Raw genomic sequence first — 26,876 nt, 5'->3', positions numbered from 1 at the left:
TCCTCGGCAACTACCTTTTCCGCTATGGCATCCAGCGGGGTGGGCTCCATGTTTACGATGAAAAGCTCCGCTTTATTCCTCTTAGCCAAGGATGGAAACCAGTTTGCAGGAGACACCCTGAGGGAAGAACCCAGGACCAAAAAACATCTGCAGTCTAAAGAAAGCTCCTCCGCCTTTTCCAGGGCTAAATTGGGCAAACTTTCGCCAAAGAGGACCACATCTGGCCTGAGCTTTCCTCCGCAGTTGGGGCAATTGGTCCTCTCCAAAAAAAGAGCGCTGTCGTACCTGCTGCGGCACCTCATGCACCTTACCTTTCTCAGTGTTCCATGGAGTTCCCACACCTTTTTGCTTCCAGCCTCTTGGTGAAAACCGTCCACGTTCTGGGTTATTATGCCCTTTACGTAGCCCTTTTCCTCCCAATTTGCCAATATAAAATGTCCTTCATTGGGTTTGGCCTCCAGCAGGGCCTTTATCCGCCAGCGATAGAACTCGCAAAACTCCTGGTAGTTGTTCTCCAATGCGCCTACGGATGCCAAAAGGGAAGGGTCCTTCTCCTTCCACAGACCCTTTTTGCCCCTGAAGTCCGGAAGGCCTGAGGCAGTACTCATCCCCGCACCGGTGAAGACCACCACTTCCTTGGACTTCAAAAAGGAAACCAACCGCTCCAGCCCTTCCAACATGCTTCCGCCTCCCCTCAAATATAAGCCTTGCGCTGGCCGCCTACCCTCGTCTTTGTACTTTCGCCAGGAAAACCAAGGCAACCCCGGAGAGGATCACCGCCATGGCCAGCAAGGCAACTAAAGAGAACCTCTCTCCAGCAAGGGTTGCCCCCAAGATGGCCGCTATTATGGGATTGACCAAAGCATAACTGGTGGCCACTGCAGGTCTAGTGGTCTTAAGAAGATGAACGTAAAGGGAAAAACCAGCGACAGAACCAAATACGACCAGGTGGAAGATTCCCCATGCTGCCTTCATCGTGAGAGGCCCCATTCTTTCACCCAACAAGAAGGAAATAAAAGCCAATATAGCCCCTCCTACGATCATCTGCGCTGCTGTTACGGTCTGCTGGGACTGCCACTTGATCCTCCGGTTGAGCGCCGAACCAACCCCCCAGCACGCCGCAGCCGACAATATGTATATGACCCCAATTGGATTGCCCCTTATACCCTTCTCCATGTTGAGCATGGCCACACCCAAAACACCTATGATCAGCCCAAAGACCTCCATCCTACTTGGTCTGCCTTCCCAAAAACTCGTGAAAACTACTGTCCACAAAGGCACAGTGGCTATAAGGGTCGCAGCAAGACCTGATGCCACCCACTGCTGCCCCACGGTGAGCCCCCCTGAACCACCTACCACCATGAAAAGTCCAACAATTCCTGCCTTCATCCACTCTCCGAAGGTAGGGTCTTTCTCACCCTTGAACTTCATGAGGGCATATAAAATCACTCCGCCAGACAAGAACCTAATAGCATTCAACATATAAGGAGGAAAGCTTTCCAAACCAAACTTATTGGCCAAAAAAGTAGATCCCCATACAGCATAAAGGGAAGCAAGACAAAGGGCTGTCTTGGCTTCCCATCTTTTACTGTCCCCTGCAAAATCTTGACGTTTGACAAAAAATCCCACGCAGCGCCCTCCGCTCGATTATGGTATGTAATTTAGGACAATTCTACTACGAGAGCAGAGGAGAGTTAAAGGAAAAGTGGTTTTAGTCAATAAAAATCAATTTTACCTTACTCTTTTTGCTCGCGAATTAGCCCCTTTATACGAGGCGCCACCTTGGCCCCAAGGATAGCCACACCCAGCGCTTTGAGAGCGTCGGTTACTATGAAGGGGAAGAAGCCTATCTTAAGTACCTTCCAAAAAGTAACGGACTTCCCTGCAACGTAGTTTAGATTCAAATACAATCCCAGAAGCCCAAAAACGTAAAGAGCAACACTTCCTGCGATACAGGCCGTCAAAACCTTGACGAAAGAGTAATCCTTGCTCCTTTCAAGAACTGCTCCTGCAACAAAAGCCGCGGCGATAAAACCTAAAAGAAAGCCAAACGTCGGGCGAAAGACAGTCTGCAAGCCTCCAGCTCCTCCCGCGAACACAGGAAGCCCCAAAAGCCCAATGATAATGTACAAAACCTGAGACAAGGCCCCTATGCGAGACCCCAGAAGCACTCCCGCAAGAAGTACAAAGGCCGTCTGTAAAGTGAAAGGAACCACTGGCATGGGTACCCTGATGTAAGCACCCACAGTCGTCAAAACTGCGAACATAGCTGCAAGAACCATAGTTTTTGGTGTAAACCTCATGACTTAACCTCCTTGTCAACCTAATTTAAAATATGGGTGACCATGATAGATGATTATACTCCTTTCCTCTCCGTTTACAAGCTCCCAAAAACTACGGGGCGGGTTTCTACCCGCCCCTTCTAGGTTTAATATCCATGCTTTTCTGTTGTTAGCAATTACACAGCGCTTATAACTTCTTGGGCAAGTCCTTTAAACTTGACCAGATAGTCCTTACGCTCCTTTCTGAGAGCTCCCATGATCTGGGCGTACTCCTCCCTGCTGTAATGGGTATACGGGTCGTACTGTTCTGCATTGGGGATGTCCAAAGCTTCAGGCACCTCACACCCCAAGATGTCGTCGTACTTCCAATTTATCCTTTCCGAGAGGGCGCCTACTATGGCCTTAAAGGTGACATCAGGTGTCATATTAGCCCCGTCTCTGCCCCCGATCCTGCCCGTGTTCACTATGTAGCACTTTATGTGGGGGTTATCTCGCAATATCCTGAGCAACCTGTTTCCGTTTACGTGGGGGTTGTCGATTATAAAGGGGTCAAAACCCACCACCCGCTTGGCCTGCCCCACTCTCGATGGATCCTCGGCACTGGTTATAGTAGACTCACCCAGCATGTAGAAAGCTGCTGCCTGCTCTGGGGACATCAGCCTGCATATGGGAGGGGTGTCATACCGTCTCATGTTAAACAAAATGGCGTCTACCCTATCCAGATCGATCTTATCTGACGTATTAGGTATCTTATCTCTGAAAACTATGGCCCTGCCGTTGGTCGTCAAGGCATGATTATTGAAGTTTACGTTGCCGTCGTCGTCCACCCAGCAGTTCTCTATGATCGCCGAAGAATGGCTGGCTGCAGCGAGGATCTCCGGCTGCTTCATTACGTTGTCCGTCTTGATGTAGAAGTTTCTCTCGGTTCCAAGGGCTTTGCCGTTGGGCAAGAGCAGGTTTATATCGTCCTGCAGCACCTCAACCCCTTCGGGAGCCACTAAACCATGGTCCGAGGTAGTTATAGTGGTCTTTCCTGTCCCTGAGAGCCCAAATACTATAAGCCCCTTTTCCTCTAAGCCTCTTGGGGTATTGACCCTTACTATCTTGCTTCCTGCGTGAAGTCCTACCCCTCCAAGCTCCTCTCGCGCTATGTGCATGGCCATCCTCAGCGTGGCCATCTTGGTCTCTCCGTAGTAGTCGCTTCCCAGAATGCATGTGGTCCTGTACTGAGGGAACACCAATATCTTCCTCTGGTGCCACTCAGGGACGACCACCGTTACTATGTCTGCCGTATCTTGATCTGCCTCCGTGGCGAAGTTCGCCGCAAACATATGGGCTATCCTGGCGTACCTTCTGGTGACGTACATGTTGGCAATCATGGGGTTTTTATCGTGGGCCCCTATGCGGGCAGTGACCCTTATCATCTGTTGCCATCTCAGATAGTCCCATACCTGCTTTAAGAGAGAAAGGGCCTCCTCATCCATGGAGTACACTATCTCCGTGAAAGCAGCACTGCGGCTTCGTATCCTGGTCACATATAGGGCAGAGCCCTGGTTGTTGGGCACCGACTCGAAGGAGGCTATAGCGGCCAACTCCTGGTTTGAGAGGTCTCTCAAAAGACTTCTACAAGGCGGATGCCTCAACGCCGTTATAAAGGGCTGGAACTCGTCATACACGCTCAACAAGATCACCTTCTCTGTCTGGATTTATTTCTCTCAGCTTTCCCAGGCCCAGGAAAGCAATAACCCCCTGGCCTCGTACCCCTTGAACAGCTCCTCCGCCTGAGGTACGAAACTTTTGGGCACTGGAAAACGCAGCGTAACATTAACACCGTAAGATGACTCAATCAAGTCCTCTTGAACGCCAATCTCCTTAAGTTGAGCCATAAACGCCCTTGAGTTCTCGTAGCCCAAGACGACAAGGGCGTTCAAACTTACCCTCCGCACGACCTTCCCAGCCTCCTCCAAGGCCAAGGTCACGCTCCTGCCGTAGGCATCTATAAGGCCCCTCACCCCCAGCTTTATGCCCCCAAAGTACCTCGTTACCACGACCGTGGCGTTGGTGACGCCTGCATGCTGGATTGCACCAAGGATGGGCTTTCCTGCCGTTCCTGAGGGCTCTCCGGCGTCGGAATAATACTCCACTATCCTCTCCACGCCGACCCTGTAGGCCCAGCAGTTGTGGGTTGCATCTTTGAATTTTCTGTTTATCTCTCTTATGAACTCCTTTGCCTCTTCCTCGCTCCTGGTAATCCCCACAGAAGCTATGAATAAGGATCTTTTTTCCTTGAGCTCCACGGAGACACTCTTTTGAGGCTCCCAGTAGGTATCGCTACGATCCATTGCCTTCGTCCCAGGCCTCCTTCAGCTTGGCCCAGGTCTCCTCCAGGGCCTCAGGCAGCACCCTGACCTGGGCTGTCACGGGCATGAAATTGGTGTCCCCCGCCCACCTAGGAACTACATGAAGGTGAACATGGCCTGCAAAACCAGCACCAGCTACCTCCCCTATGTTTACGCCCAAATTGAAGCCCTGCGGCGACATGGTTTTCTTGAGCACCTTTATGCACTCAGAAGCCATCTTGTGCATCTCCAGGAGCTCTTCATCGTCCAGTTCCTCATAGTTTCCTACATGTCTGTAGGGTGCAACCATGAGGTGCCCCGGGTTGTAAGGAAAGGCATTCATTATCACGAAGACCTTTTCTCCCCGAGCCAGGATGAGCCTCTTTTTATCGTCCTTCTCCGCGGGAAAAAGGCAAAAAATACAGCCTGGTTCCTTCTTGGCGTTCTTTATATAAGCCATCCTCCAAGGTGCAAAAAGACTTTCCATTGAATCACTCCCCTTTAAGCCATCCGTCAAAGCTATCTCCTCCGGTTTCTTCTCCAAGCCTGCTTCACGAAACTCCAGGCCTGCCAAGCCCCGACAAAGGCCCCACAGGCCGCGCAAACAGGAACGGCCCAACCAGGCCAACCTGAAGCTTCCAGTCTCCTGCCCACCAAAAGCCCCAGGATCAAAAAACCACAAAGCACTAAGGCCGCTGAAATCACCTTTCCGAAAACCAAAAAATCCTCGAAGCTTCTCTTATAAACCATAAACCGCTCCTTACAGGAAGTGGTCAAGCATCCTCTATTCCTCAGGGAAAAGTTCCTCTTGTCTTGCCTCCAGGAGGTCAAAGAGTCTCATGGCAACCTGAGGGGTGAGCCCATCCAAGGTCAACTGAAGCTTACCTCGAGCTCCCTTCAACTTGACCTTTATACCAAACTTTTCAGAGATTCGTTTCGCAGATTCGGGTATCTCCATTACGCGCACCGACTTCTTCCTGGATGTCCCTGAGGTCAAAGTCCTCCTCACTGCGTCCTCGAGCTCCCTTACGGACAAACCCTTCTCCGCAGCGAGGCGGGCCAACCGTATGCACTCTTCCTCCCTTTTCAAGGCAAGAAGAGCCCTTGCATGTCCTTCGCTTATTCTGCCATCCCCAAGGTAATCCAAGACCTCTTGAGGGAGGTTAAGAAGCCTCAACTTGTTCGTAACCGCCACTCTGCTCCACCCAAGCTTCTTTGCTGCCTGTTCCTGGGTCAAGGAGAACCTGTTTATGAGCTCCTTGACGCCCAAGGCAGCCTCCAGAGGAGAAAGGTCTTCCCTTTGGAGGTTCTCCACCAGGGAAAGCTCCATAACTGAGAGGTCATCTGCGTTTATCACCTTAACAGGAACGGTCTTGAGCCCCGCCATTTTAGCAGCCTTCCACCGCCGTTCCCCTGCAACTATCTCGTACTTGCCCTTGGATGACCTCGCCAAGATAGGCTGTATTACCCCGCACTCCTTTATGGACGCTGCCAGGGACTTGAGCGAAGCGTTGTCAAAAGACTTTCTCGGCTGAAGGGGACTGGGGAAAAGATCCTCTATGGGAATGTCCAGCAAACCATCTTCCCTCTCCATATGGGCTGGCTCCTTCGGTGGGGCTTCAGCACCAGAAAAAATGGCCTCCAAACCTCTCCCTAAGACCTTTTTTCGAGCCATCGCCCTATTACCTCCTCAGCCAAACTACTGTAGGCCTTGGCCCCACTGCAAGAAGGATCATAATACCCTATGGGCTTACCATGGCTTGGAGCCTCTGAAAGTCGAATGTTCCTGGGGATTATGGTCTCAAAAAGAATGTCATTGAAACGCCTTTTAACCTCTTCTGCTACCTCTCTGGCGAGGTTGGTCCTGGCGTCGAACATGGTCAAGACCAACCCTCCAAGCTCCAATTCCTCGTTAAGGTAGCGCCTCACCAGGTTCACCGTCCGCATAAGCTGGCTTAAGCCCTCAAGGGCGTAATATTCACACTGTAAAGGAACCAAAAGGGTATCCGCGGCCACCAAGGCATTCACCGTCAAAAGCCCCAGCGAGGGAGGGCAGTCCATGAAGACTACGTCAAAGTCCTTGAAGGCCCCTCGATGCCTTGCAAGCCTGGTCTCCCTGCTTATCACCCCTGCCAGCTCCACTTCTGCGGCCGCCAAATCAAGGGTCGCCGGCAGAGCCCACACTCCTTCCCAATTTGTGGGAATTATGACATCTTTGGGCTTTGCCTTATCCAAGACCAAATGATAGACGTTCTTCTTTACCGCCTTGACGTCTATCCCTAAGCCGCTGGTACTGTTTCCCTGGGGATCCATATCTATGACCAGCACCTTCTTGCCTTTTCGGCCCAACTCCGCGGCAAGATTGACACAGCAGGTAGTCTTACCCACACCACCTTTTTGGTTAGCAACAGCGACAGCCTTCAACGAACACACCTCCACCAGTGCAGTTTCTGAGCCCTCCCAGGTTTCCTCGGAAAAGATTTTGGGCAGTACTCCTCTTTTTTCCAGACCACCAGGAACAAGTTCTTTTCACCCAGCCTGTAAGAATATATTTCTGGTTCCGAAAGGCCCAATTTATTCCACGATGGCCCCACTTCCTTAAGCTCTTCCTCTACCTTGGGCCCCTTGAAACAAAGAAGGATTCCCCCTTTCATCACCAGGGGGGACATATACTCTGCACAAAGGCCTAGATGTCCCACTGCACGGGTGGCCGCTGCTGAAAACCTCTCCCTATTTTCCGCAGCAAAGATCTCTGCCCTGTCGCATACCACGAAAGCATTCTTCAGCCCTAGGTTTCTTATCATCTCACCGACGGCAGCGCACTTTTTATGCACGCTGTCGAGGAGATAGACATTCAGGTGGGGACGGCATATCGCCCAAAGCATTCCTGGAAGCCCACCACCAGTTCCCACATCTACAGCGCTGCCAATCTCCGGGATAAGGGGTAACGAAAATCCACAATCCAAAAGATGTTCATTCCAGATCTTAGATGGATCTCGCTCCCCAGTGAGTCTAGAAGTGGAGTTCATCGCAGAAAGAATATGGACGTATGTTTCAAGGGTGTCCTTGTTCCTTTGGATCTCCGGCATTATATCTTCAATGTGGATCTCTGCCTTGATTTTTATGATTTTCACTCCTTTATCCCGCAGGAATAAATTTGCTCATATAATAATAACACTCACAGGAATTCTTTTGCACCTTCAAGGTTCTCTAAATTTGACCTAAAAGGAGGAATGTAAAGTGGGAAGCACTCTTGTAAGGTCGGGCAACATCATATCCTTGCGGCTGGAAGACGGAAGCGACTTGCTTCCAGAGCTCAAACACTTGCTGGAAAAGGAAGGAGTAAAGGGCGCAGTCATACTCTCGGCCATAGGTATGCTCAGAAACTTCACCATCGGATGGCTGGGGCCTGAAGGATACGTCAAAAAGGAATACAACGAACCCTATGAGCTTTTGAGCATCAGTGGAACCGTGAACATTATGGAGGACGGAGGAGTGTTCATCCACCCCCACGCAGCCCTTTCCGGCCGCGACCATTCTACCGTAGGAGGGCATCTTTTCAGCGGAGTGGTTCACAACACCCTCGAAGCAGTATTACTTGTTCCAGAGGGCGTCTCTTACTACCGAAAAGAACTGGAAGAGGGAGGGTACAAAAAATTCTGCCCGCAAAGAGAGGAAAATTAAGACGTTTACTTTGGCTGCTAGTTCCTATAACCTTATTTGTCCAATTATTCATGGGGCTTCCTGCAGAGGCCTATCTGCAGGAAGCCTTTGCCGTAAAGGTATATGATGGCGACACCATTGAGGTAATCCTTCCAGACGGAAGCAAGAAAAAGGTGCGGTACCTCGGAATAGACACCCCAGAGCTTCATCACCCTCAAAGGGGGGAGGAGGAGCTCGGCAAAATTGCAGCAGCCTTCAACGCTCAGCTTGTCATGAAAAAGGCCATAATACTCGAAGTGGACGTTCAACCTTACGACAGGTACGGGAGACTTCTTGCATGGGTCTGGCTATCCCCCAAAAACAAGGACCTTTTGGTGAACGAAATCATAACCAGAAACGGGCTTGCTATGCCTTTTACCCTAAGCCCCAACGTCAAATATACAGATCGCATAATAAGAGCTTTCCGATTGGCCTTCAAGGAAAGAAAAGGGTTTTGGGACAAAGCCTGCCGAAGGGTTTTCACCTCCGAACAGGCTTGGAACGAACTTCCCTCATTGGCAGGGAAATTTATAACCCTGAAGCTCACCATACGGAAGATAGAACGGTCGTCCAACAAGGTATCCCTCGTGGATATGGACGGAAAGATGAGAGTAGTGATATACAACGATGACCTTCCCCGGTTCTCCAAAACGAAATTCGAAAAGAACCTAACGCTGTACGTTGCGGGAAAGCTCAGGACAAGCTTCCAGGGAGGGCAAATGAAACTGGCTGACCCCATACAGATAATCAAGATGAAACATTAACCCCAAAGTTTTTCACAACTAAATGCCAACTTGTCCACTAGAATATCCACAAATCCACATATTTTTCCACTCTTGTTTCCACTTATCCACATGTATGGGTCTATGTTTCACGTGAAACATTTTCTCCGGCTGGTGTGTTTCACGTGAAACGTATATCCTTAATCATCCTCAAGTAGTATAATTTCCCTGTGGGAGTGTTGCATTTATATACGTATTTTTCCTGATGTTTTATGCTTTATTTTCTGCAAAAATAGACATCGTATAGGCTTTTCAACCTAAACCCAACATCTGAATACATCTGGCAGGATCACCTGTTCTGTGAGGAGATAGATGGAAATGAAAAAATACATGAAGATTCTGTTCGTAAGCCTCTCTATAGCATTCATCGCTTTTGGAGGAGGGGTTTTGTATCTCTCCCAAAAGGATGTGGCTGTAGATTATGCCAAGGCCAGTGCCCAGCGCATGGCCTCAGAAAAGCTGGGAGCCACTCTTTCTGTGGGCAAGATCTCTGGGAACCCTATTCGGGGATATACCGTCTCAGGTATATCACTAAATAAAGACGGTATCCTCATAACCAAGGCTCGGGGGTTGTCTCTAAAACTTGACCCCCTAGCCCTACTGTTAGGTAAGACCAAAGTGCGAAGCGTTAAGTTGAGTGGAGGAGAGATTTTCGCTGATAACCTTCCCTCTTTGTTTACAGGTCAAGAAGAAAAGACCCTTGAAAAGCTACCCGACATAAAGCTCTCCATTGTCCAAAGCACTATACGAACGAAAGAATCCTCCGTAGGCCTTGACTCTGTAAGGCTTTCCTCGAGCAATGGGGCCCTTTCCCTTCACGGCAAGGTTTCATTCAAAGGGCTCTCCTCTGAACTTGAGGGAAGGGGTAGCTTCAAAAACGGCAAGCTTTCCCTGGAGAGGTTCAAAGCGACCATAGGTAAGGGAAATATCGAAGTTAAGGGAGATATTTACCCTACGGTGGCATGCACAGGCAAGGTCTCTGACCTTGACTTAGAAGTTGTATCCTTTTTGTGGCCCGCCCTGAAGGATAAAGGCTTCAGTGGAAGTTTCTCCACGTCCCTTGAAATCGAGGGGCCATGGCGTGAAGTGGGTCTCAGGGGAAGTTTGAGCATGGACAAAGGGCAAATATGGGGCATACCTGTAGAGGGACTTAGATCCAACTGGTGGAGTAGAGGCAGGAAACTATGGTTTGAGGACATATCTGGCTTCGCAAATAACTCTAAGGTCTCTGGAAAGCTTGGAATGCTCTTTAGCGCCCTTCCCCCGGAGCTTTACTTCGATTTGGATGTACAAGATGGGGAACTGGTCCAATGGACTAAAACCTTCCCTTGGCTGGGGTTTGCTTCAGGAAGCATAGAAAAGGCCCATATAGGCTTCGCAGTGAAAAGGGGCAAAGTGGTGGGGCCCGCGCGGGTTGAGGCCTCCTCCGTGACCATGGCTGGACAACCCATAGAAAACCTTACAGCCACGCTGGACTTCAAGGAAAACTATACATCCTTGGTCACCATTTCAGGCAGGTGGCTTGATGCTCCTGTAGCTGGTTCAGGGATAATCCGCATAAAAGAAGGGCCTTATTTTGACTTTACCCTTTCTGGAAAGGGTATCGCACTGAACAAGGCTAGAACCATCGTTCCCGTGGAGGGCATGAAACTTGAGGGCCTTGCGGGTGGTACCGTGAGAATAAGTGGAACTCCAGGCAAAATTTCGTCAGATGGCAAGCTTTGGTCTGAAAAGATAAGGGTGATGGGACATCTGATAGAGAATCCTGCAGTGGAGTTTGCCTATTCCAATTCCATGCTGCAGGTTAAAGACTTGTCCGCAACGTGGAACAGCCTACCTATACGGGGGTCGGGAAAGGTATCCGGATTGGGTAGCCAGAGAGCATCTTTGCTCTTCAGCGGAACTGGAGGAAAGGTAAACCTATCGAAAGTCCTGCAGGCTGCAGGGATATCCATCCCCAACTTGAAAGGTGAGGTTTCAACTTCATGGAAGGTAACTGGAAGCATAAGCAACCCTGATATCTCCCTGAGCTTCTCATCTAGCTTTATAAAGGGACCTTACGACATAGAGCTTTCGGACATCACCATGTGGACCGACCTTCCCTTATCGGCCATAAGCCAAAGGACCCCAACGGCAAAGATCTCCTTCAAGGCCCAAAAGGGAAGCCTAAGGGGCCTCCATACTGGCCCTATCTCAGGCAAAGCATCATATTCTCAGAAAGAAGTACTTTTAGAAGGACTATCCTTAAGCCTGTGGGATAGCCAGTTGACAGCTAAAGGCAAAATCCTCATGCCCCAGAAAGAGAAAGAAGCGCCCCACATGGAGTTTGAGGGCTCCGTAGAGAAGGCCAATCTGGCCAAAATGGGGGAGCCCTTCAAACTGCCCTTGAAAGGAACACTGAACGGCACCTTCAAAGTTACGGGAAGCCTCCTTTCCCCCGAGGTCGCAGCGAGTTTTTTGTGCGACGAACTGACCTTTAGGGACTATTCTTTCAGTAACGCAGAAGGTCAAATATCCGTGAAGGATGGGATAGCCAAGATAGTTAAAGGCACCGCTCGAATAGGGGAGGGAACCGTCTCCGTAAAGGGCTCTTTCCCCATTAAAAAGGAGAAAGATGCGGACTTGTCCCTTTCCATAGAGGGCAACAACCTGGATCTTGCTCTTTTTACCAAGGAATCCCGACAAGCAAGGGCCATGAACCTAGGTGGGCTGATCAACCTAGCAGTTGAGGCTTCAAGGAGCAGAGGCGATTGGTCAGGTAGTGGCGAGATTAATTCCGACACCATAAAACTTCACGGTTTAACGATAAGCAACTTCCACGCTCCTTTATCCTTCTCCGGTGACTTCCTTAAGGTCTACAAGGCCAAGGGGACCTTCTACGGGGGAAGCGCCACTGCGGACGCTCTCTTCAACCTAAGGACGGGCAAGTGGTCCGCCATGATCGCAACCTCCAACACCAACATCGAGGGAGTAGTGAAGGACGCCTTGAGCCTCAAGGGCAAGGTCACGGGGAAAGGCGACCTGAACCTCAACCTAGAAGGATCCTTTACCAAACCCATGCCCATAAAGGGAAATGGTCGTTTCTCCGCAAAGGACGGAGAGATATCGGATTTCAAGGCTATCAAGATAATAGCTGCACCCCACGGCCTTTCGTCCATCCGCTACAGCAACGTGGAAACCTACTTCAACATCTTGGGCAACACCCTCACTTTGATGCCTGGAAGCCGCATGACGGCCTATCCTCAGGATCCCTTGTACCGGTACCTCACCGCCGACGGGACCCTGGGGCCTGGTTCAAGCATAAACTTAAACTGCAGTGGCAACATAAACATGCAGACCCTCAATGCCCTGGTGGGGGCCATACAGGGAATAATGGGATCAGACATACAAAACCCACAAGAGCTCCTTTCTGGCCTCTTGGGAGGCCTGGTTGGGGGGCTGTCGAAACAGGACTTCCGGGACGTTTCCTTCCACGTTTCCGGAACGTGGGAGAAACCTATGATATCCAACATAAAGGTCTATTCTCCTGCAAAGAGTCAGCCTATACCTGAAGACAATACAGACCCATCGGTGAAAGATGACCAGACCAAGGTCAACATAAACATCCCCACCAATGGGTCTGACGAGAGCGTTGGCGATCAGCTGAAACAGCAAATACTGGAACAGATATTCAAACAGTCTGTACCCAGCGAATAGGCACCGAAACTAGTACTTTCTCAATATTTCCTCCAATGTCAGGTGGTCAATGTTGCCACCTGATATTATTATGCCGGTTTTCCTGCCCCAGCCTGATATCTTGCCGGAAAGGAGGGCCGCTACGCCAACAGCCCCGGCACCTTCAACTACCTGGTGATGCTCTCTGAAAAGCCATACTATCGCTTTTGCGATTTCCTCCTCCGTCACCGCAACAAAGCCCTTTACTCTCCTTCTTGCAAGGTCCAAAAGGCTTTGGGGAATCCAACCCGTAAGGCCATCTGCCAAGGAGTCCTTATATTCCACCTCTACAACCCTTCCCGTGGGCCAAGATGCCACATAAGGCTGTGAGGAAACTGACTGGACTCCCCATATTTCAACGTCAGGACGAAGGGTCTTGGCTGCCAGGGCTATCCCTGAGATAAGGCCGCCACCACCTGCAGGAACTATGATTGTGTCTATCTCGGGCTCATCCATCATCATCTCCAGCCCTGCGGTGCCCGCCCCACAAATGATGTATGGGTCCTCAAAAGAGGAAATGTACGTCATTTTCTCCTCTCTCTCCAAACTGTGAGCTTTCGCTTCCGCATCGTCGTAAAAATGGCCTGCCACTACGAGGTCCACCCATGGACCACCGTACCTTTTTATGGCCTTTTTCTTGGTTTCAGGACACACCCCAGGCACGCATATGGTGGCCTTCACCTTCAGCATGGACGCTGCAATGGCTATGCCCTGGGCATGGTTTCCGCTCGAGGCCGTGACAACGCCCCTTTTCTTCTCTTCTTCGGTTAAGCTGAACATCTTGTTCAAGGCACCTCTCACCTTGAAGGAGCCCGTAAGCTGCTGATTTTCCCATTTCAAGTAGACTTCACCACCTGCAATCTCCGACAACGGCAGGGATTTTTCCGTTGGTGTATGCCGCACCTTCCCTTTTAGAAATCTTGCTGCAAGAAGCAGGTCTTTCATGGATGGGTTGATGAACATTCCTGCACCTCCTCGAATAATGCTTTTTCTGATAGTATAAACCCACTGCTAAGGAGGGTGAAGGATGACTTTCAAATTGGTGGTTTTGGATTTGGATGGGACCTTATTGCGTCCCGACAACAGCATATCTTCTAAGACTCAAAAGACAATCGCAGAGTGCATCAAAAGGGGAATTTGCGTTACCATAGCCACTGGAAGGCTTTTTCCCTCTGTCTTGCCTTTTGCGAAGGCATTGAACCTGAAAGACCCCCTCATAACAGCAAACGGCGCAGACATAAGAAACCCAAGAACCAACGAGCAATTATTTTTCCGGCCTATAGACTCCCGTACTGCCAGGGAATTAATGGCTTTTTTCAAGGACAGAGGGTGGTATATCCAGTCATACGTGGGAGATAACCTTTACGTGTACGAAAGAAACGAAACCGCTCTAGAGTATGGGAGACTCACATTCCTGGATCCCATAGAGCTAAAAGAAAAGCTTTTCACCTTGAACGAAAGCCCTACCAAGCTTTTATCTATAGCAAAAAGCCCTGAAGAGGCCGTACTCATACGTAAAGCTGTGCAGGAAGAGTTTGGCGAAAGGATTTATGCTGCAGTAAGCAACCGACTCTTCGTGGACATGGCTCACCCTGAAGTCAGTAAAGCCAGGGGAGTAAAGATCTTAATGGAGAAGATGGGCATTAAAAGCAATGAAATGATGGCCATTGGGGATTCGGAAAATGACCTTCCCCTCTTTGAGATGGCAGGTTTTTCGGTTGCCATGGGAAACGCTAGAAAAGAAATCCAGGACCGCGCAGATGCTGTAACCTCGCCTAACTATGACGATGGAGTAGCTGCGGCCCTGGAAAGGTACGTGCTCCAAGATCCTTAAAGCACCCTACGGGGCCCTTTGGGGACCCTCAAACCAAGGTTTTCAAGGCCTTTATGACCGTAGATATCTCCTCTTTTGTGTTGAAATACCCCACGCTGAGCCTCAGGGCTCCCTGGGGAAAACTTCCTAAAGTCTCGTGAGCCACCGGCGCACAGTGAAGGCCAGGGCGAGCCTCGATACCATACTCATCAGCCAACTTAAGGGCCAAGGTAGCGTTATCGCCATCTTGAGGGTTAACGGCGAAGACGCTGAGGCGCCCCTGCATGGTTTTTTTGCCGTAGAGGGTAAGCTTTTTCATATCCAATATTGCCTCAAGAAGAAGCTCTCCCAGCTTTTTTTCCTTCTCTCGTATGGTTTCCAACCCCGTTTTTCTTATCCATTCCAGGGCCGCTGAAAGTCCTGCAATGCCAGGCAAGTTGGGAGTCCCGGCCTCAAACTTGTCTGGTAGGCTCTCCGGCTGAACTTGAAGGTGGGACAGACTTCCCGTGCCTCCCTCCACCAAGGGCTTTACTCTCTCAGCAAAGGAAGGTTCCCATACTATGCCTCCTGTTCCCTGGGGCCCCATAAGGCCCTTATGTCCCGTAAAGCAGAGGGCAGCAAGACCAAGGTCCCTAGCGGAGATATCCAGAACCCCAGCGGTCTGGGCGCTATCCAAGACCAATGGAACGCCGTACTGCCTACACAACTTGGACACTTCCTCAATGGGTTGGATGGTTCCGCAGACATTGCTGCAGTGGCTCATGACCGCCAGGTCTTGGCCTTCTTTCAGGGCTTGTTCGAAGCGTTCCAGATCCAACGTGCCGTCAGAAAAACACGGCGAAACGGTAACCTTTACACCCCTCTCAGACTCCAGCCTTCTTAGGGGGCGCATCACGGCGTTGTGCTCCATAGATGTGGTAACCACCCTGCTAGAGGGCCGTAAAAACCCCTTCAATACTACGTTCAGGGCCTCGGTGACGTTGGATGTGAAGGTTACGTACCTGGGGTCTTCGTCCTTGTAGCCGCCGAAGAAGGATGCCAGTCTCTCCCTGGTCGTTGTAACCAAGTCCAAGGTCTCCAAGTCCCTAGAACTGGAGGAACCTCTGGCCAGGTTGGCCCCAGAGCTGGTCATGAACTGGTACATTGCCTTTGGCACCTCTTCAGGTTTTGGCCATGAAGTTGCCGCGTTGTTCATATATATTCCCATCTCTTTCACCTCCTTTTCTTGCTCTTTATAAACTCCTGCTCGGCAATTTTAACACTATTTTTGCTGAAAAATCCGTTCTTTACGTATATAATTATTACCTAGTGGGGGTTTTTATTTTTGTTTTTCTGTTTATTCAAGATAGGAGGGGAAATGGTGAAAAATTCAAGACTATTAAGGTTTTCCGTTCAGGGAGTCTTTCTGGTCCTTCTTACCTGGATAGGCTACAGACACCAGGTTGTAGGCGGAGGTCCTTCCGGAATACCTCCGGTGGATGCTTTTTGTCCCTTTGGAGGGTTGGAGGGGCTTTTTCAAGTTATGACCTCCGGGGTTTGGCTTCGGAGGCTTGCTCCGAGCTCTTTGATTCTTTTTCTGCTCCTTGTTGGCGTTACTTTGGTGCTTGGAAGGGCCTTTTGCGGCTGGATTTGCCCCCTTGGAACGTTGGGGGAGTGGAGCGCCTCTTTGGGGCGGAAAATGGGCATAAAACCCAAAAAGCTACCCAAAAGCATAGATGGCCCTCTGAGATACCTTAAATACCTCATTTTGGCGGCCATAATTGGGGGAACTTGGAAATTGGGCACCCTGGTATGGAGAAATTATGACCCTTGGGTTGCATGGATGCATCTTTCAGCGTTTTTCGAAGCATTTCCAGAAAAACCCGGAGGCTTTATTGTGCTTTTTTTGACGGTCATAGGGGCCAGCTTCTTCATAGAAAGGTTTTGGTGTAGGTATTTATGCCCTCTGGGCGCTTTTCTCGCAATACTTCAAAAGGCTTCTTTAACCAAGATAACCAGAAGTGAGCGAAGCTGCGTTCACTGCCATAATTGTGGAAGATCCTGCCCTGTGGAGCTTGACCCCGAAAATGTGGAGGTAGAAAGGAGCGCAGAATGCATAGCCTGCGGTAGGTGTGCAGAAAACTGCCCCATAGATGGTACTCTCTTTTTCGGGATCAAGAAAAAGAAGCTATCTGTTTCGCTGGTGGGGCTTGCCACGGTGCTTTTGCTCTTAGGAGGCATAGCAACAGCTAGGTTAAGTGGCCTTTGGCAAACCTTTGCTCCCATACCTTCTTCCATAACAGGCCCTGCCGCCGTAGATTCCCTGTACGGATGGATGACCATAACTCAGATGGCAGAAGTCCTCCATGTAAGCCCCAAGGAGTTCTTAAAGCTCGGAGGCCTGGATGAATCGACTCCATTGGACGTAAGGGTCAAAGATATCCCCGGTATAGACGATGAAGCTCTCAAGGAGCGCATCAGGGAGGCTCTATCTGCTCAGGAGGCCTCTAAAAAGACGTCCTCCTTCATTCCTTCCCCAGAGGAAATAAAAGGAAGCATGACCATGAGACAAGTAGAGGAAATCTACAAGGTCCACGGAGAGGAAGTCTTCACCCTGGCTGGATGGCCTGACAACCTCAGCAAAGAAAAACCTCTCAAGGACCTTGCAGTTGAACTTGGCAAGGAAGTGAGCCAGATAAGGGATGCCGTAAAGAAATTGCTTGAAAAAAACCAGTAAAAAGTGTTAGTAGCTATTGACTTTTGTTGACTTTTATTTTGTTTCTTTTTACTATCTCTAAAGTTTTAAGTGCTATATCCCGTCCTGCAAAGGGGCGGGATATTTTTTTTGCCGTCTCTGAAAGTCTCTTCATCTCTTGGAACGAAGAGAGTATCATGTTCGCCTTTGATGCGGCCCTTCTGTATTCGAACAGGACCCTTGCTGCTTGTCTGTCCAAAAGATAGTCGCTGTTTCTCTGTTCTTGGCCGGGTATTGGGTCCGTCAATATTATGGGTTTACCCATGCACAAAAGTTCGGAGGTTGAAAGGCCGCCAGGTTTCATAAAGACTAAGTCGCTGGAAGCGTAATAGTCTATTATGTTGTCCACGAACCCCTTCACTTCCACCCTTGAAATATCTTCCCACTGGCTTGAAAGTTTCTGAAAAAGTTTTTCGTTATTGCCGCATATCACCGTTATCAGGGCATCTGTGTCTTTGTAGAGGGATACTAGGACCTCCTCGATGGGGCCCACACCAATGCCGCCTCCCATCACCAGAATGTGGCTAGCCTTGCTGTCTATGCCCAGTTTTACCCTGCCTTCCTCCTTACTTGGGGGGGATGAATAGATGGGATCAACGGGTATGCCCGTTAGAAAGATCCTTTCAGGCTCCAGGTCATCGGCAAGACACTGTTCCAAAGTCTCCTCTGATGCCACAAACCAGGCATAAAATGCAGGATTACGATGGAAAACATGGCTCAGGAAATCGGTGTTAACGTAGCAGACTGGAATTCGGTCTTTAAATTTATCCAGCACAACCTGGGAGCCGAAAAAGTGGGTGAATAAGACAGCATGGGGGGCGAAGTTTTCAAGTTCATCAAGGAGGCTTGCGGTGTTAACCTTCTCAGTCAGTTCAGCAAGGGTGGCGAGAACTCCATCCCTTGCTGAGGGGTTATCCATGGTATCGTAAAAGTACCCCCACAGTTGGGGCATTTTCCTAACTAGCTCCAAGTACGACCTGGTGTATATGCCCCTTACTATGGGAGAGTAGAAGGAAAGGGTATCCAAGCACAAAACCTCTACATCTGGAGACACCGTGCCAAACCATTTAGCAAGAGCTTTTGCTGCCGTCTTATGTCCCGTTCCTACCGAAGCATACAATATAGCTACCCTTATCTTAGTCATATACATCCCTCTTTCAGTCTAATCTTTTATGCCCTTCAAAAGATCCCCTAGAGTGGGCCCTGCGCTCTGCTCTTGTTCCTTTACGGCCTTGATAGCCGACTGTAAGGAATCCTTTATAAGCTCCTCGCTGTAGTTAGGAGGAAAGTAGAGGGCGGCTGCGTCAGCATGTCCACCTCCTCTTACCTTTCTTCCATCTTTTAGAAGTCCTACAATGCGTCCTGCCAAGGCATTCCTGCTTCTGAGGGAGACGCTCCAATCTCCCTGGGGTCTTCTGTTGGCCACCGCTACCAGAAGAGGAGGATTTTCCATCTTGTCCAGAACTAGCCCGCAAAAGTCCGATACGTCACCAAACTCCAAAATATTCGGCTTTACGAACATCAGGTCCTTGTCTGCTCCAGATATCTCCTCTAAGGCCCTCTTGAAGCGTTCTTCCTGCATCTTCACGAATTGGGTGGTACCTTCATGTTCCCAGCGGGCCAATTTAGGGCTTGGATCCGCAGCAAGCCTGGCAAAGAGGCTGTAGGGCCCGCACATGGTTATGTAGGCCTGCCATAATCGGCTCTCTGGAATCTTTCCTATCCACAGGTCCCTGTCGTTGGCAATCTCCACCAAACCAGCAAGGTCTTCCTTTATCTTACCCTTCAAAAAATCTCTCTCTGACAACCATTCGAAATAAACCTTAGCGGCGCACATAGAGGTATCGACCATTGCCCACGGTCTTTTAGGAAACCTTTCCTCAGTGGTCTTGTGATGATCGAAAAAAACTGGCTCTGAAGGAAGCTCAAATTCCTTATCCAGCATATCCACCGTTTGGGTACGCTGGCAGAAAAGGTCAAGCACCACAAAGTTTTCTTTCTTTTTCAAGCATTCCACCACAAGGTTATCCACATCTCCATAGCCCGTTAGGCTTACTTTTATCAAATACCCATTATTAAAGTATCTGTGCCATGCAACGGCTGTAGCAGCTACTCCATCCAAATCCGTATGGCTTATTATGTGTATAACTTTCATGTAAAACACCCCAACATCCAAAAATGGCATATTTACGTTTAAATCATACACCAAACCTAACATGAGGAGAAAAGTTATTTTATCCACAGTTGTGGAAAATTTGTGGATTTTTTTATAAGACCACGTCCTTTCTGTTAAGTCAATGTTGGTCATCCACTCATGCCAATATGGAAAGTTCAAAAATTTCCTTCTTTGCTGCTTATTTTTTTCCACATAATTTATTCCCATATCTGTGAATATGTGGATAATTTTTGTGGATTATTTGTGTTAAAATTATCCTTGCCTTTAGTGGGGATAACTTTTTTAGAATATTTGGGAGGTTTTGATGAAGGACTTTCTTGAACAAACCTGGAACAAACTTCTTGAAGAGGGGAGAGAAAAGCTTCCCAAGGGCGCAGCCGATATATGGCTCAAAACCTGTCTTCCAATCTCTTTGGAGGGCGGTGTTTTGGTGTTGGATGTGCCCAACGTCTTTGTCAAAGAACAAATACAAAATAGATTTCTAGAGAAACTGGAAGACCTGGCAGCGGAGATGAACGTTGCAACCAAGGTCATTCTTCAAGTGGGGAAGGGCGCTCCAAAAGAAGAAGTAAAAAGAGCTGAGAAGGTAAGCCGCCCTATGCCTCATCCTGGCAGTGGGCTCAATCCTGATTATCAATTTGATTCCTTCGTAATAGGAAAATCAAACCGGCTGGCTCACGCGGCAAGCCTTGCGGTCGCAGAATCCCCAGGTGTTGCCTACAACCCCCTCTTCATATGGGGAGGAGTGGGACTTGGAAAGACTCACCTCATGCATTCCATTGGAAACTACGTGCTCAAGAAAATGGAGGGGGCAAGAGTCGCTTACGTAAGCTCCGAAAAGTTCATAAACGAGTTCATTTTGTCCATACAGAATAATAAGACCCATGAGTTCAAACAAAAGTACAGAAGCGTCGATGTACTCCTCATAGACGACATTCACTTTCTGGCCAATAAGGAGAGCACTCAGGAAGAGTTCTTTCACACCTTCAACAGCCTCCATGATGCAAAAAAACAGATAGTTATAAGCTCCGATAAACCTCCAAAGGATATACACCACATTGAGGAGAGGCTTGTAAGCCGCTTCGAATGGGGACTTGTAACGGACATACAGCCGCCAGATTTGGAGACTCGAATAGCCATCCTCAAAAAGAAAGCGGAGATAAAAAATTACAATGTCCCAGAGGAAGTCATATTCTTCTTGGCTCAGAACATTCCAAGCAACATCAGGGAACTGGAAGGTTCCCTAAACAGCGTCATGTTCTTTTCCGACCTCAACAACGAGCCCCTCACGGTGGAAAATGCGGCCAAGTGGCTCAAAGACGTCATAAGAAACTCTAACAAGGGACCTGCCAGCATAGAGGTCATACAGCAGGTCACAGCAGAAACCTTCGGCATACCGGTAAGCGCTCTGACAAGCAGCAAGAGAACCTCTGAGATAGCCCTGGCCAGACAGATAGCCATGTACCTCAGCAGGGAGTACACCGAGTCCAGCCTCCAACATATAGGATATGCTTTCAACAGAAAGGACCATACCACAGTAATCCACGCTGTGAAGAAGATAGAGGAGGCTTACAAGAAGGACACCAGGATAAGACAAATTGTGGATAAAATAAAGGAGAAGCTGTAGAAAAGTTTTTCAATTGTGGAAAAGTAAGCAAAAAGGAAGGGTAAATTTTTAAACCTGTTTATTTTGTGGAAAACTACCCACAATCAAAACTTATACTTTTCCACATCAAGTTTTGTTGATTCTCCTGGTTTTTTTAGGTTTTCCACAAAAAACACATTATTGCTACTGGACCTACTACGTTTTTCAATATATAAAACATATAGAACAAGAGAAGGGAGTGAAAAAAATGAAGCTCCTAGTTAAGAAAGCCCCTTTCATAAAAAGCTGGCTTCTTGCTGAACGTAGTACAGGGAGCAGAAGTGCATTGACGGTTCTTACAGGTGTAAAGTGCATAGCAGAGCAAAATTCAGTAACGTTGCAAGCAACGGACCTTAAGACCTCCATAAGGTGTATTGCTGAGGGGGTTGAAGTGCAAGACCCTGGAGAAGCGGTATTTCCAGTCAAGGTAGTAGGAGAGCTTTTCAAGAAGGCCCCAACGGAAACCTTCACCATAGAGGTAGATGGAGGAAAAGCAAAGATAAACTGTGGTGAAAAAAATCACTATAAATTCACGACCTATCCAGTTTCCGAGTTTCCAAAGCTTCCAAGATCCGAGGAAAGCAGACCTTTTTTCAAAATAACCGTATCAGAGCTTAAAAGACTTCTTGAAGAAGGAACCTTTGCAGGTTCTCCGGGGGAGGAGTTTCCCCAATATTTGAGTTCCGGACTTTTTCAGGTTAAAGATGGGTTTGTAAAGGTAGTTTCCACCGACGGAAGAAGACTTTCCCTCTCTCAGTCGGCCCTGGATGAATCATTCGAAGAAAAACAGGTTCTTTTACCTTTGAACACCCTCAAAGAGCTAGGAAGGATAGTATCCTCCGTTGAAGAGGACTTGGATGTAGAGGTAAAAGAGGACGATTCCCAGGTTTACTTCCTGGTGGATAACATAGAGTTTGCCATAAGGAGAATAGAATCAAGGTTTCCTCCCTATGAGAAGATACTCTCTCCAGAGAAGAGTACCTGGATGGAAGTTGACAGAAACAGCATGATAGAGGCCCTTGAGAGGGCGGAGATAGTGGTAAGGGACTTCAGTAAAATGGTGATATTGAATCTGTCTCCGGGGGGGAACATGACCGTCAAAGCCAGTGCTCCGGAGATTGGAGAAGCCATTGAGGAGGTTCCAGCGGAAATAGATGGAGATCCTTTGAAGGTAGCATTCAACGTAAGGTTTTTGTTGGATGGAATGAGAGCCCTTCATGGAAAGGTAGCTCACATGACCTTCAACGGTCCTAATGGTCAGATGTTGTTATCCAAGCCGGGAGAGGAAAGTTTCCTTTACGTATTGATGCCCATAACCCTCCCATCAGAAGGAGAAAATCTCTGATAAGATGATTTTGAAGAGACTAAAGATAAAAGGTTTTAGAAACTTGAAGCCCCATAGCCTTGAAATGGCCGAGGGGCTTCACCTGCTTTTTGGAGAGAACGGCGCAGGAAAGACCAACTTTTTGGAGAGCATGAATATCTTGATGGGATGGGGACCTTTCAGAGGAAAGAGTGTGGGGGACGTTCCGTGTTGGCACGTAAAGGACGAAAAAACCTTTGTTTGGGGAGCCTTTGAAGGAGAAGAATCCTTGGAGGCGGCTGTGGGAATATTAAAGAAAACCGTTTTCAAGGTTGGTGGTAAGCTCAGCAGTGCCTCGGAAATGAGAAATATGGTACCTTCTTTGTCCTTTTTGCCGGAAGACATGGCCTTGGTGGAGGGAGGACCTTCCAGGAGGAGGAGCTTCATAGACAGGCTTTGTGCTGTACTTTTTCCACTATATGCATCTACCATATATGATTACAGAAGGTTATTGAGGCAAAAAAAGGCAGCGCTTGAAAGAAGGAGTAATATATCTTTGGTGAACAGGGTGATGGCAGAGAGGGCAGTTTGGATATGGTCGTGCAGGACCGCTGCCTTAGACCTTCTGAGGTTAGGTTTGAATGAGGCAAAGGAGCTTTTACCTGATGAGATAGATGTATCTCTCGTAAGGGGAGGTACGTTGGGAATAGATGATCCCAGGGAGGATTTTTGGGAGTCCATAAAGGCCTTTAAGGAGAAAGAAGAATTATATAGAACGAGCATTGTAGGTCCTCACAGGGACGAAATAAAGATTGCCTCCAATGGGAGAGGGGTAGGGGATTTTTTCAGCAGGGGTCACAGAAGAAGGACGGCCTTGGCTTTGATGCTTGCAGCGGGGTGGGCAGTGGAGAGAAAATTAAGGAAAAAACCTATACTGCTTCTCGATGAAGTGATGGCAGAGCTGGACATGGAAGGAAGAGAGATACTGGTTAAAATGCTTGAATCCATGAAGTGGCAGACATTTGTGACGACGGCAGAGGATGTAACTCCTTTTTGGCCTGGTGAAGTATGGATGGTTGATAAAGGCAAAGTATTTCTCATGAGGTAGAAGCTTGGAAAGGGTGTTAAGGGAATGGTTCCAGAGGAAAACAAATATGATGTGATAGTAGTTGGAGCAGGTCATGCCGGTTGTGAAGCAGCTTTGGCTTCCTCGAGGATCGGAGTTAGAACTTTACTTTTGAATCTTTACCTGGATAACATGGCTTTGATGGCCTGCAATCCTTCCATAGGAGGTCCTGCCAAAGGACACCTCACAAGGGAGATAGATGCCCTTGGTGGAGAGCAAGGTAAGGCGGCAGATGCATCCACCCTGCATATAAGGTGGCTGAACACGTCCAAGGGCCCGGCTGTTAGGGCTTTGAGGGCTCAATGTGACCTTTACGACTACCACCATCACTACAAGATTACCTGCGAGAAAACACCACTTCTGGAGTTGAGGCAAGAAGAGGTTGTAGATCTATGGGTGGAAGATGGAAAAATAAGGGGAGTAAGAACTAACATTGGGAGCGTGTACGAAGCCAAAGCAGTAATACTCACTACAGGAACTTACCTGGGAGGAAAAGTTCACATAGGCCTGACAAACTTTGCTTCAGGACCATTGGGCCAGATTCCGGCTACGAAGCTGACCCAATCTTTGAGAAACGTAGGCCTTGAAGTAGGAAGGCTGAAGACAGGGACAACTCCAAGGATTCACAGGGATACAGTAGATTTCAAAGGGTTGATGAAGCAGGAAAGCGACAGAGAGCCCCTTTGCTTCAGCCATTGGGGAGAGAAAAGGGTATATGAAGGCTATGCCTGTTACTTGACAAGGAGCAACGAAAGAACCCATGAGATAATAAGAAGGAACCTGGATAGATCTCCTCTTTTCACTGGAGCCATAGAGGGGGTAGGTCCTAGATATTGCCCGTCCATAGAGGATAAAGTGGTCAAGTTTCCCGACAAGGACAGCCACATGGTTTTCTTGGAGCCTGTTTCCCGAGACAGCGTAGAGATATATATGCAAAACTTCACAACAAGCCTTCCCTTCGATGCTCAGGTGGAGATGGTAAGATCCTTACCTGGCTGTGAGAAGGCTTGGATAATGAGGCCAGGTTATGCCATAGAGTACGATTACGTACCTCCAACACAACTTTACCCATGGCTTGAGACAAAAAAGATAAGGGGGCTTTTCTGCGCCGGCCAGATAAACGGCACTTCTGGCTATGAGGAGGCTGGCGCCCAGGGAATAATTGCCGGGATAAACGCTGCCCTACTCGTGAAGGGTGAAGAGATGGTCGTACTGGATCGTTCCCAAGCATATATAGGTGTTCTCATAGATGATTTGGTCACCAAGGGCACCAATGAGCCTTACAGGATGCTCACGAGCAGGTGCGAGTTCAGGCTCCTTCTCAGGCACGACAACGCGGACATTAGGCTTTCTCACATTGGAAGAAAGCTTGGGCTGATAGATGACGAAAGGTGGGCCGTCCTTACGAAAAGATGGAAGGCCATGGAAGAAGAAAGGGAAAGGTTGGAGAAAACCCGCATATATCCTTCAGAAAAAGTAAACGAGGTGCTAAAAGAAGCAGGTTCCTCTCCTTTGGATGAGCCCATACTGGCTTGTGAGCTTTTGAAGAGGCCAGAGATCACATGGGAGATTATAAACAAGATAGTTCCCTCTGATAAAAGCCTTGAGAAAGAGGTAATAGACAGGGTAAGCCTGGAGATAAAGTACGACGGCTATATAAAACGCCAGCTTAAGCAAGTGGAGAGAATGAAGAACATGGAGAAGGTCAAAATTCCAGAGGACATGGATTACGACCAAGTTCCCGGGCTTTTGAATGAAAGCAGGCAGAAACTCAAAAAAATAAAGCCCCAGAACCTAGCTCAGGCAAGCAGGGTATCTGGAGTTACACCTGCAGACATTCAAATACTTTGGATAGAGATAGAAAAAAGGCGAAGGAAGAGAAGACAAGAAGATGGCGATCAGGCGGTTTCCTAGGAAGTCATCCCTTAGGAGGGCAAAAAACGTCCTGGAAGGAGTAGTAACACCTTCCCTTAAAGAGGGCATAATTTTGGCAGATATGGCTCTAAGGTGGAAGGACATAGTTGGTTACAAGATTGCCAATTATTCCATGCCTGTTTCCATAGAGAGCGGAGTGCTTGTTGTTGTGGCGTCCAGCCCTGGTGCTGCTCACCATGTGAGCATGATGGGTGCCAGCATAGCCCAAAGGATAAAAGAACTATGGGGTTTGGAGATAAAGGGAGTAAGATCAAGGGTAGGTAAGGTGCGAAGAAACCAACCTCCGAGGCAAAAAAGGAAATTACTCCCTGTAGAGATTCCAAAGAAACTTTTGGAGGAGAAGAAAAAGGCCTTTGAGGGCAAGATTGGCCGCAAAGATGCAGAAGAGGCTTTGGCCAGACTCTCTGCATTGTACGAGATTCGTTTTGGAAGAAGGGAAAAAAAGGCTTAGTTTCTACAGCGGGAGAAGAGGGTACGTGATGAAAAGGTTTTTTAACATATTTATTTTGATGACAATAATGTTTTCGGTTTTTTCCTGTGGTATGACATGGGCAGAGGAATCAAAAAGTAGGCCCTATGATGACCTTCTTTCAATATACCAGGCTAGGGAAAAAGCCTTGAAAGTAAGAAAGGATTTTGAAGAAAGGCTCCTTTCTCTTTCAGAAAAGAAAAGCTCTTTAGAACTTTGGATGTCCCTGCAGGACAATGAACTTTCAGATCTACAAAGATCTGCTAATGGCCTATACCTTATAAAAAAGATCTTTCCTGGGGGAAGCCCTGCAAGATGGGAGGAAGTGGAGGGCTTTTTGATGCCCAAACAGGTTCCCAAATCGCTTGTCGCATTGGATGGAGTTTTTTATACGGTAATAGCCTTGTTGAACATGAATGAAGAGCCTTACGCTTGGATTGGGTGCTTTTTAATGGAGGAACTAAGAAATTCAAGGAAGGCTGTTTCGGTGGCAATGAGGAATGCGCCGGAGGAGTACGAAAGGATAACGGAAAAGATTTTCCAAAAAACAGGATACACTCCTGTTGGTGGATGGCCAAAGGGCAAGGTTATAGGGAGGCTTCCCTTTGCTCACCCGGTGAGAGGGTATATAACGCCTGAGAGGGCCATGCTCAAAGAGGCGGTTTTCCTCAATGCCAGTGGTGTCAAGGTTAACGGCCAAGGCCCTTATGCATGGGATAGAAAGAAGGGAAAAATTTATAATGTAATTTTAGATGAGGATTTTTTACCTTTCTGGATAAGGACACAACAGTAGCAATAACCCTTGCGGAGGCTACAATGATGGATGAGGCTCACCATGCACTAGTGAGGGGTGCCA

At 48.4% G+C, this 26,876-nt stretch carries 25 protein-coding genes; 11 read left to right on the top strand and 14 right to left on the bottom strand.

Annotation, left to right across the window (positions count from 1 at the left end; translation table 11 throughout):
* From V7Z69_RS07205 to rsmG, 10 genes are all read right to left on the bottom strand, one after another.
* On the bottom strand, positions 1–680 hold a 680-nt coding region (locus V7Z69_RS07205; RefSeq protein ID WP_334139373.1), incomplete at its 3' end, for an SIR2 family NAD-dependent protein deacylase.
* Positions 681–720: 40 nt separating this feature from the next.
* Entirely contained in the window at positions 721–1,629 is a 909-nt protein-coding gene (gene yedA, locus V7Z69_RS07200; protein WP_334139372.1) for a drug/metabolite exporter YedA, read from the bottom strand.
* A 107-nt stretch (positions 1,630–1,736) separates the two neighbouring features.
* On the bottom strand, positions 1,737–2,303 hold the full coding sequence (locus V7Z69_RS07195; RefSeq protein ID WP_334139371.1) for a biotin transporter BioY: 567 nt from the start codon (positions 2,301–2,303) through the stop codon (positions 1,737–1,739).
* Between the two features lie 155 nt (positions 2,304–2,458).
* Positions 2,459–3,958, bottom strand: coding sequence for a phosphoenolpyruvate carboxykinase (locus V7Z69_RS07190; protein WP_334139374.1), 1,500 nt, complete (start codon positions 3,956–3,958; stop codon positions 2,459–2,461).
* A gap of 39 nt (positions 3,959–3,997) precedes the next feature.
* Positions 3,998–4,624, bottom strand: coding sequence for an IMPACT family protein (locus V7Z69_RS07185; protein WP_334139370.1), 627 nt, complete (start codon positions 4,622–4,624; stop codon positions 3,998–4,000).
* A complete protein-coding gene (locus V7Z69_RS07180; protein WP_041446194.1) occupies positions 4,614–5,108 on the bottom strand; it encodes an HIT family protein in 495 nt (164 codons plus the stop codon). The genes V7Z69_RS07185 and V7Z69_RS07180 overlap by 11 nt, the downstream gene beginning before the upstream one ends.
* A 32-nt stretch (positions 5,109–5,140) precedes the next feature.
* Complete coding sequence (locus tag V7Z69_RS07175) at positions 5,141–5,371, bottom strand: hypothetical protein (protein WP_014163988.1); 231 nt, start codon at positions 5,369–5,371, stop codon at positions 5,141–5,143.
* A 34-nt stretch (positions 5,372–5,405) separates the two neighbouring features.
* Positions 5,406–6,296 (bottom strand): ParB/RepB/Spo0J family partition protein, encoded by an 891-nt coding sequence (locus V7Z69_RS07170; protein ID WP_014163989.1) that lies wholly within the window; start codon positions 6,294–6,296, stop codon positions 5,406–5,408.
* Complete coding sequence (locus tag V7Z69_RS07165) at positions 6,275–7,045, bottom strand: ParA family protein (RefSeq protein WP_334139369.1); 771 nt, start codon at positions 7,043–7,045, stop codon at positions 6,275–6,277. Before V7Z69_RS07165 ends, V7Z69_RS07170 begins: the two co-directional genes overlap by 22 nt.
* A complete protein-coding gene (gene rsmG, locus V7Z69_RS07160; RefSeq protein ID WP_334139368.1) occupies positions 7,042–7,755 on the bottom strand; it encodes a 16S rRNA (guanine(527)-N(7))-methyltransferase RsmG in 714 nt (237 codons plus the stop codon). The genes V7Z69_RS07165 and rsmG overlap by 4 nt, the downstream gene beginning before the upstream one ends.
* 106 nt (positions 7,756–7,861) lie before the next feature.
* On the opposite strand from rsmG, the gene V7Z69_RS07155 reads away from it, so the two are divergent.
* The 3 genes from V7Z69_RS07155 to V7Z69_RS07145 all read left to right on the top strand — a co-directional run bounded on the left by V7Z69_RS07155 (position 7,862) and on the right by V7Z69_RS07145 (position 12,801).
* Positions 7,862–8,305 carry a PPC domain-containing DNA-binding protein gene (locus V7Z69_RS07155; RefSeq protein WP_334139367.1) on the top strand — a complete coding sequence of 148 codons (444 nt, stop codon included), beginning with the start codon at positions 7,862–7,864 and terminating at the stop codon, positions 8,303–8,305.
* A gap of 50 nt (positions 8,306–8,355) precedes the next feature.
* On the top strand, positions 8,356–9,087 hold the full coding sequence (locus tag V7Z69_RS07150) for a thermonuclease family protein (protein ID WP_334139366.1): 732 nt from the start codon (positions 8,356–8,358) through the stop codon (positions 9,085–9,087).
* A 336-nt stretch (positions 9,088–9,423) separates the two neighbouring features.
* Complete coding sequence (locus tag V7Z69_RS07145; protein WP_334139365.1) at positions 9,424–12,801, top strand: hypothetical protein; 3,378 nt, start codon at positions 9,424–9,426, stop codon at positions 12,799–12,801.
* A gap of 9 nt (positions 12,802–12,810) precedes the next feature.
* Here V7Z69_RS07145 and V7Z69_RS07140 read toward each other — a convergent pair whose 3' ends face one another.
* Entirely contained in the window at positions 12,811–13,782 is a 972-nt protein-coding gene (locus V7Z69_RS07140) for a threonine ammonia-lyase (RefSeq protein ID WP_014163995.1), read from the bottom strand.
* Between the two features lie 64 nt (positions 13,783–13,846).
* Here V7Z69_RS07140 and V7Z69_RS07135 point away from each other — a divergent pair, with 64 nt between their 5' ends.
* Entirely contained in the window at positions 13,847–14,653 is an 807-nt protein-coding gene (locus tag V7Z69_RS07135) for a Cof-type HAD-IIB family hydrolase (protein ID WP_014163996.1), read from the top strand.
* 28 nt (positions 14,654–14,681) lie between these two features.
* Here V7Z69_RS07135 and V7Z69_RS07130 read toward each other — a convergent pair whose 3' ends face one another.
* Positions 14,682–15,839, bottom strand: a complete 1,158-nt coding sequence (locus tag V7Z69_RS07130; protein ID WP_014163997.1) for an aminotransferase class V-fold PLP-dependent enzyme — start codon at positions 15,837–15,839, stop codon at positions 14,682–14,684.
* 150 nt (positions 15,840–15,989) lie between these two features.
* Between V7Z69_RS07130 and V7Z69_RS07125 the strand changes: the two genes are divergently transcribed.
* Positions 15,990–17,348, top strand: a complete 1,359-nt coding sequence (locus V7Z69_RS07125; RefSeq protein WP_014163998.1) for a 4Fe-4S binding protein — start codon at positions 15,990–15,992, stop codon at positions 17,346–17,348.
* A gap of 13 nt (positions 17,349–17,361) precedes the next feature.
* Here the strand turns inward: V7Z69_RS07125 and V7Z69_RS07120 are convergent, their stop codons facing one another.
* Both V7Z69_RS07120 and V7Z69_RS07115 read right to left on the bottom strand, forming a co-directional pair.
* Positions 17,362–18,510 (bottom strand): MGDG synthase family glycosyltransferase, encoded by a 1,149-nt coding sequence (locus V7Z69_RS07120; RefSeq protein ID WP_014163999.1) that lies wholly within the window; start codon positions 18,508–18,510, stop codon positions 17,362–17,364.
* Between the two features lie 18 nt (positions 18,511–18,528).
* Entirely contained in the window at positions 18,529–19,521 is a 993-nt protein-coding gene (locus V7Z69_RS07115) for a DHH family phosphoesterase (RefSeq protein ID WP_334139364.1), read from the bottom strand.
* 325 nt (positions 19,522–19,846) lie between these two features.
* Between V7Z69_RS07115 and dnaA the strand changes: the two genes are divergently transcribed.
* From dnaA to V7Z69_RS07085, 6 genes are all read left to right on the top strand, one after another.
* Positions 19,847–21,169 carry a chromosomal replication initiator protein DnaA gene (gene dnaA, locus V7Z69_RS07110; protein ID WP_334139363.1) on the top strand — a complete coding sequence of 441 codons (1,323 nt, stop codon included), beginning with the start codon at positions 19,847–19,849 and terminating at the stop codon, positions 21,167–21,169.
* 226 nt (positions 21,170–21,395) lie between these two features.
* Positions 21,396–22,532, top strand: a complete 1,137-nt coding sequence (gene dnaN, locus V7Z69_RS07105) for a DNA polymerase III subunit beta (RefSeq protein WP_334139362.1) — start codon at positions 21,396–21,398, stop codon at positions 22,530–22,532.
* A 4-nt stretch (positions 22,533–22,536) separates the two neighbouring features.
* Entirely contained in the window at positions 22,537–23,598 is a 1,062-nt protein-coding gene (gene recF, locus V7Z69_RS07100) for a DNA replication/repair protein RecF (RefSeq protein ID WP_334139361.1), read from the top strand.
* Positions 23,599–23,622: 24 nt separating this feature from the next.
* Positions 23,623–25,530: a tRNA uridine-5-carboxymethylaminomethyl(34) synthesis enzyme MnmG gene (mnmG, locus tag V7Z69_RS07095; RefSeq protein WP_014162175.1), complete on the top strand. Its 1,908-nt coding sequence runs from the start codon at positions 23,623–23,625 to the stop codon at positions 25,528–25,530.
* A complete protein-coding gene (locus V7Z69_RS07090) occupies positions 25,508–26,002 on the top strand; it encodes a DciA family protein (protein WP_334139360.1) in 495 nt (164 codons plus the stop codon). Before mnmG ends, V7Z69_RS07090 begins: the two co-directional genes overlap by 23 nt.
* Before the next feature lie 28 nt (positions 26,003–26,030).
* The gene (locus V7Z69_RS07085; RefSeq protein ID WP_334139359.1) at positions 26,031–26,813 is read left to right on the top strand and encodes a hypothetical protein; all 783 of its coding nucleotides are present in this window, start codon (positions 26,031–26,033) and stop codon (positions 26,811–26,813) included.
* The last annotated feature ends 63 nt before the right edge of the window (positions 26,814–26,876 follow it).

Origin of the sequence: Thermovirga lienii, assembly GCF_036847465.1 — a bacterium.
In the GTDB taxonomy this organism is placed as follows: Bacteria; Synergistota; Synergistia; order Synergistales; family Thermovirgaceae; genus Thermovirga; species Thermovirga lienii.
This window is presented reverse-complemented; position numbering and strand designations above follow the sequence as displayed.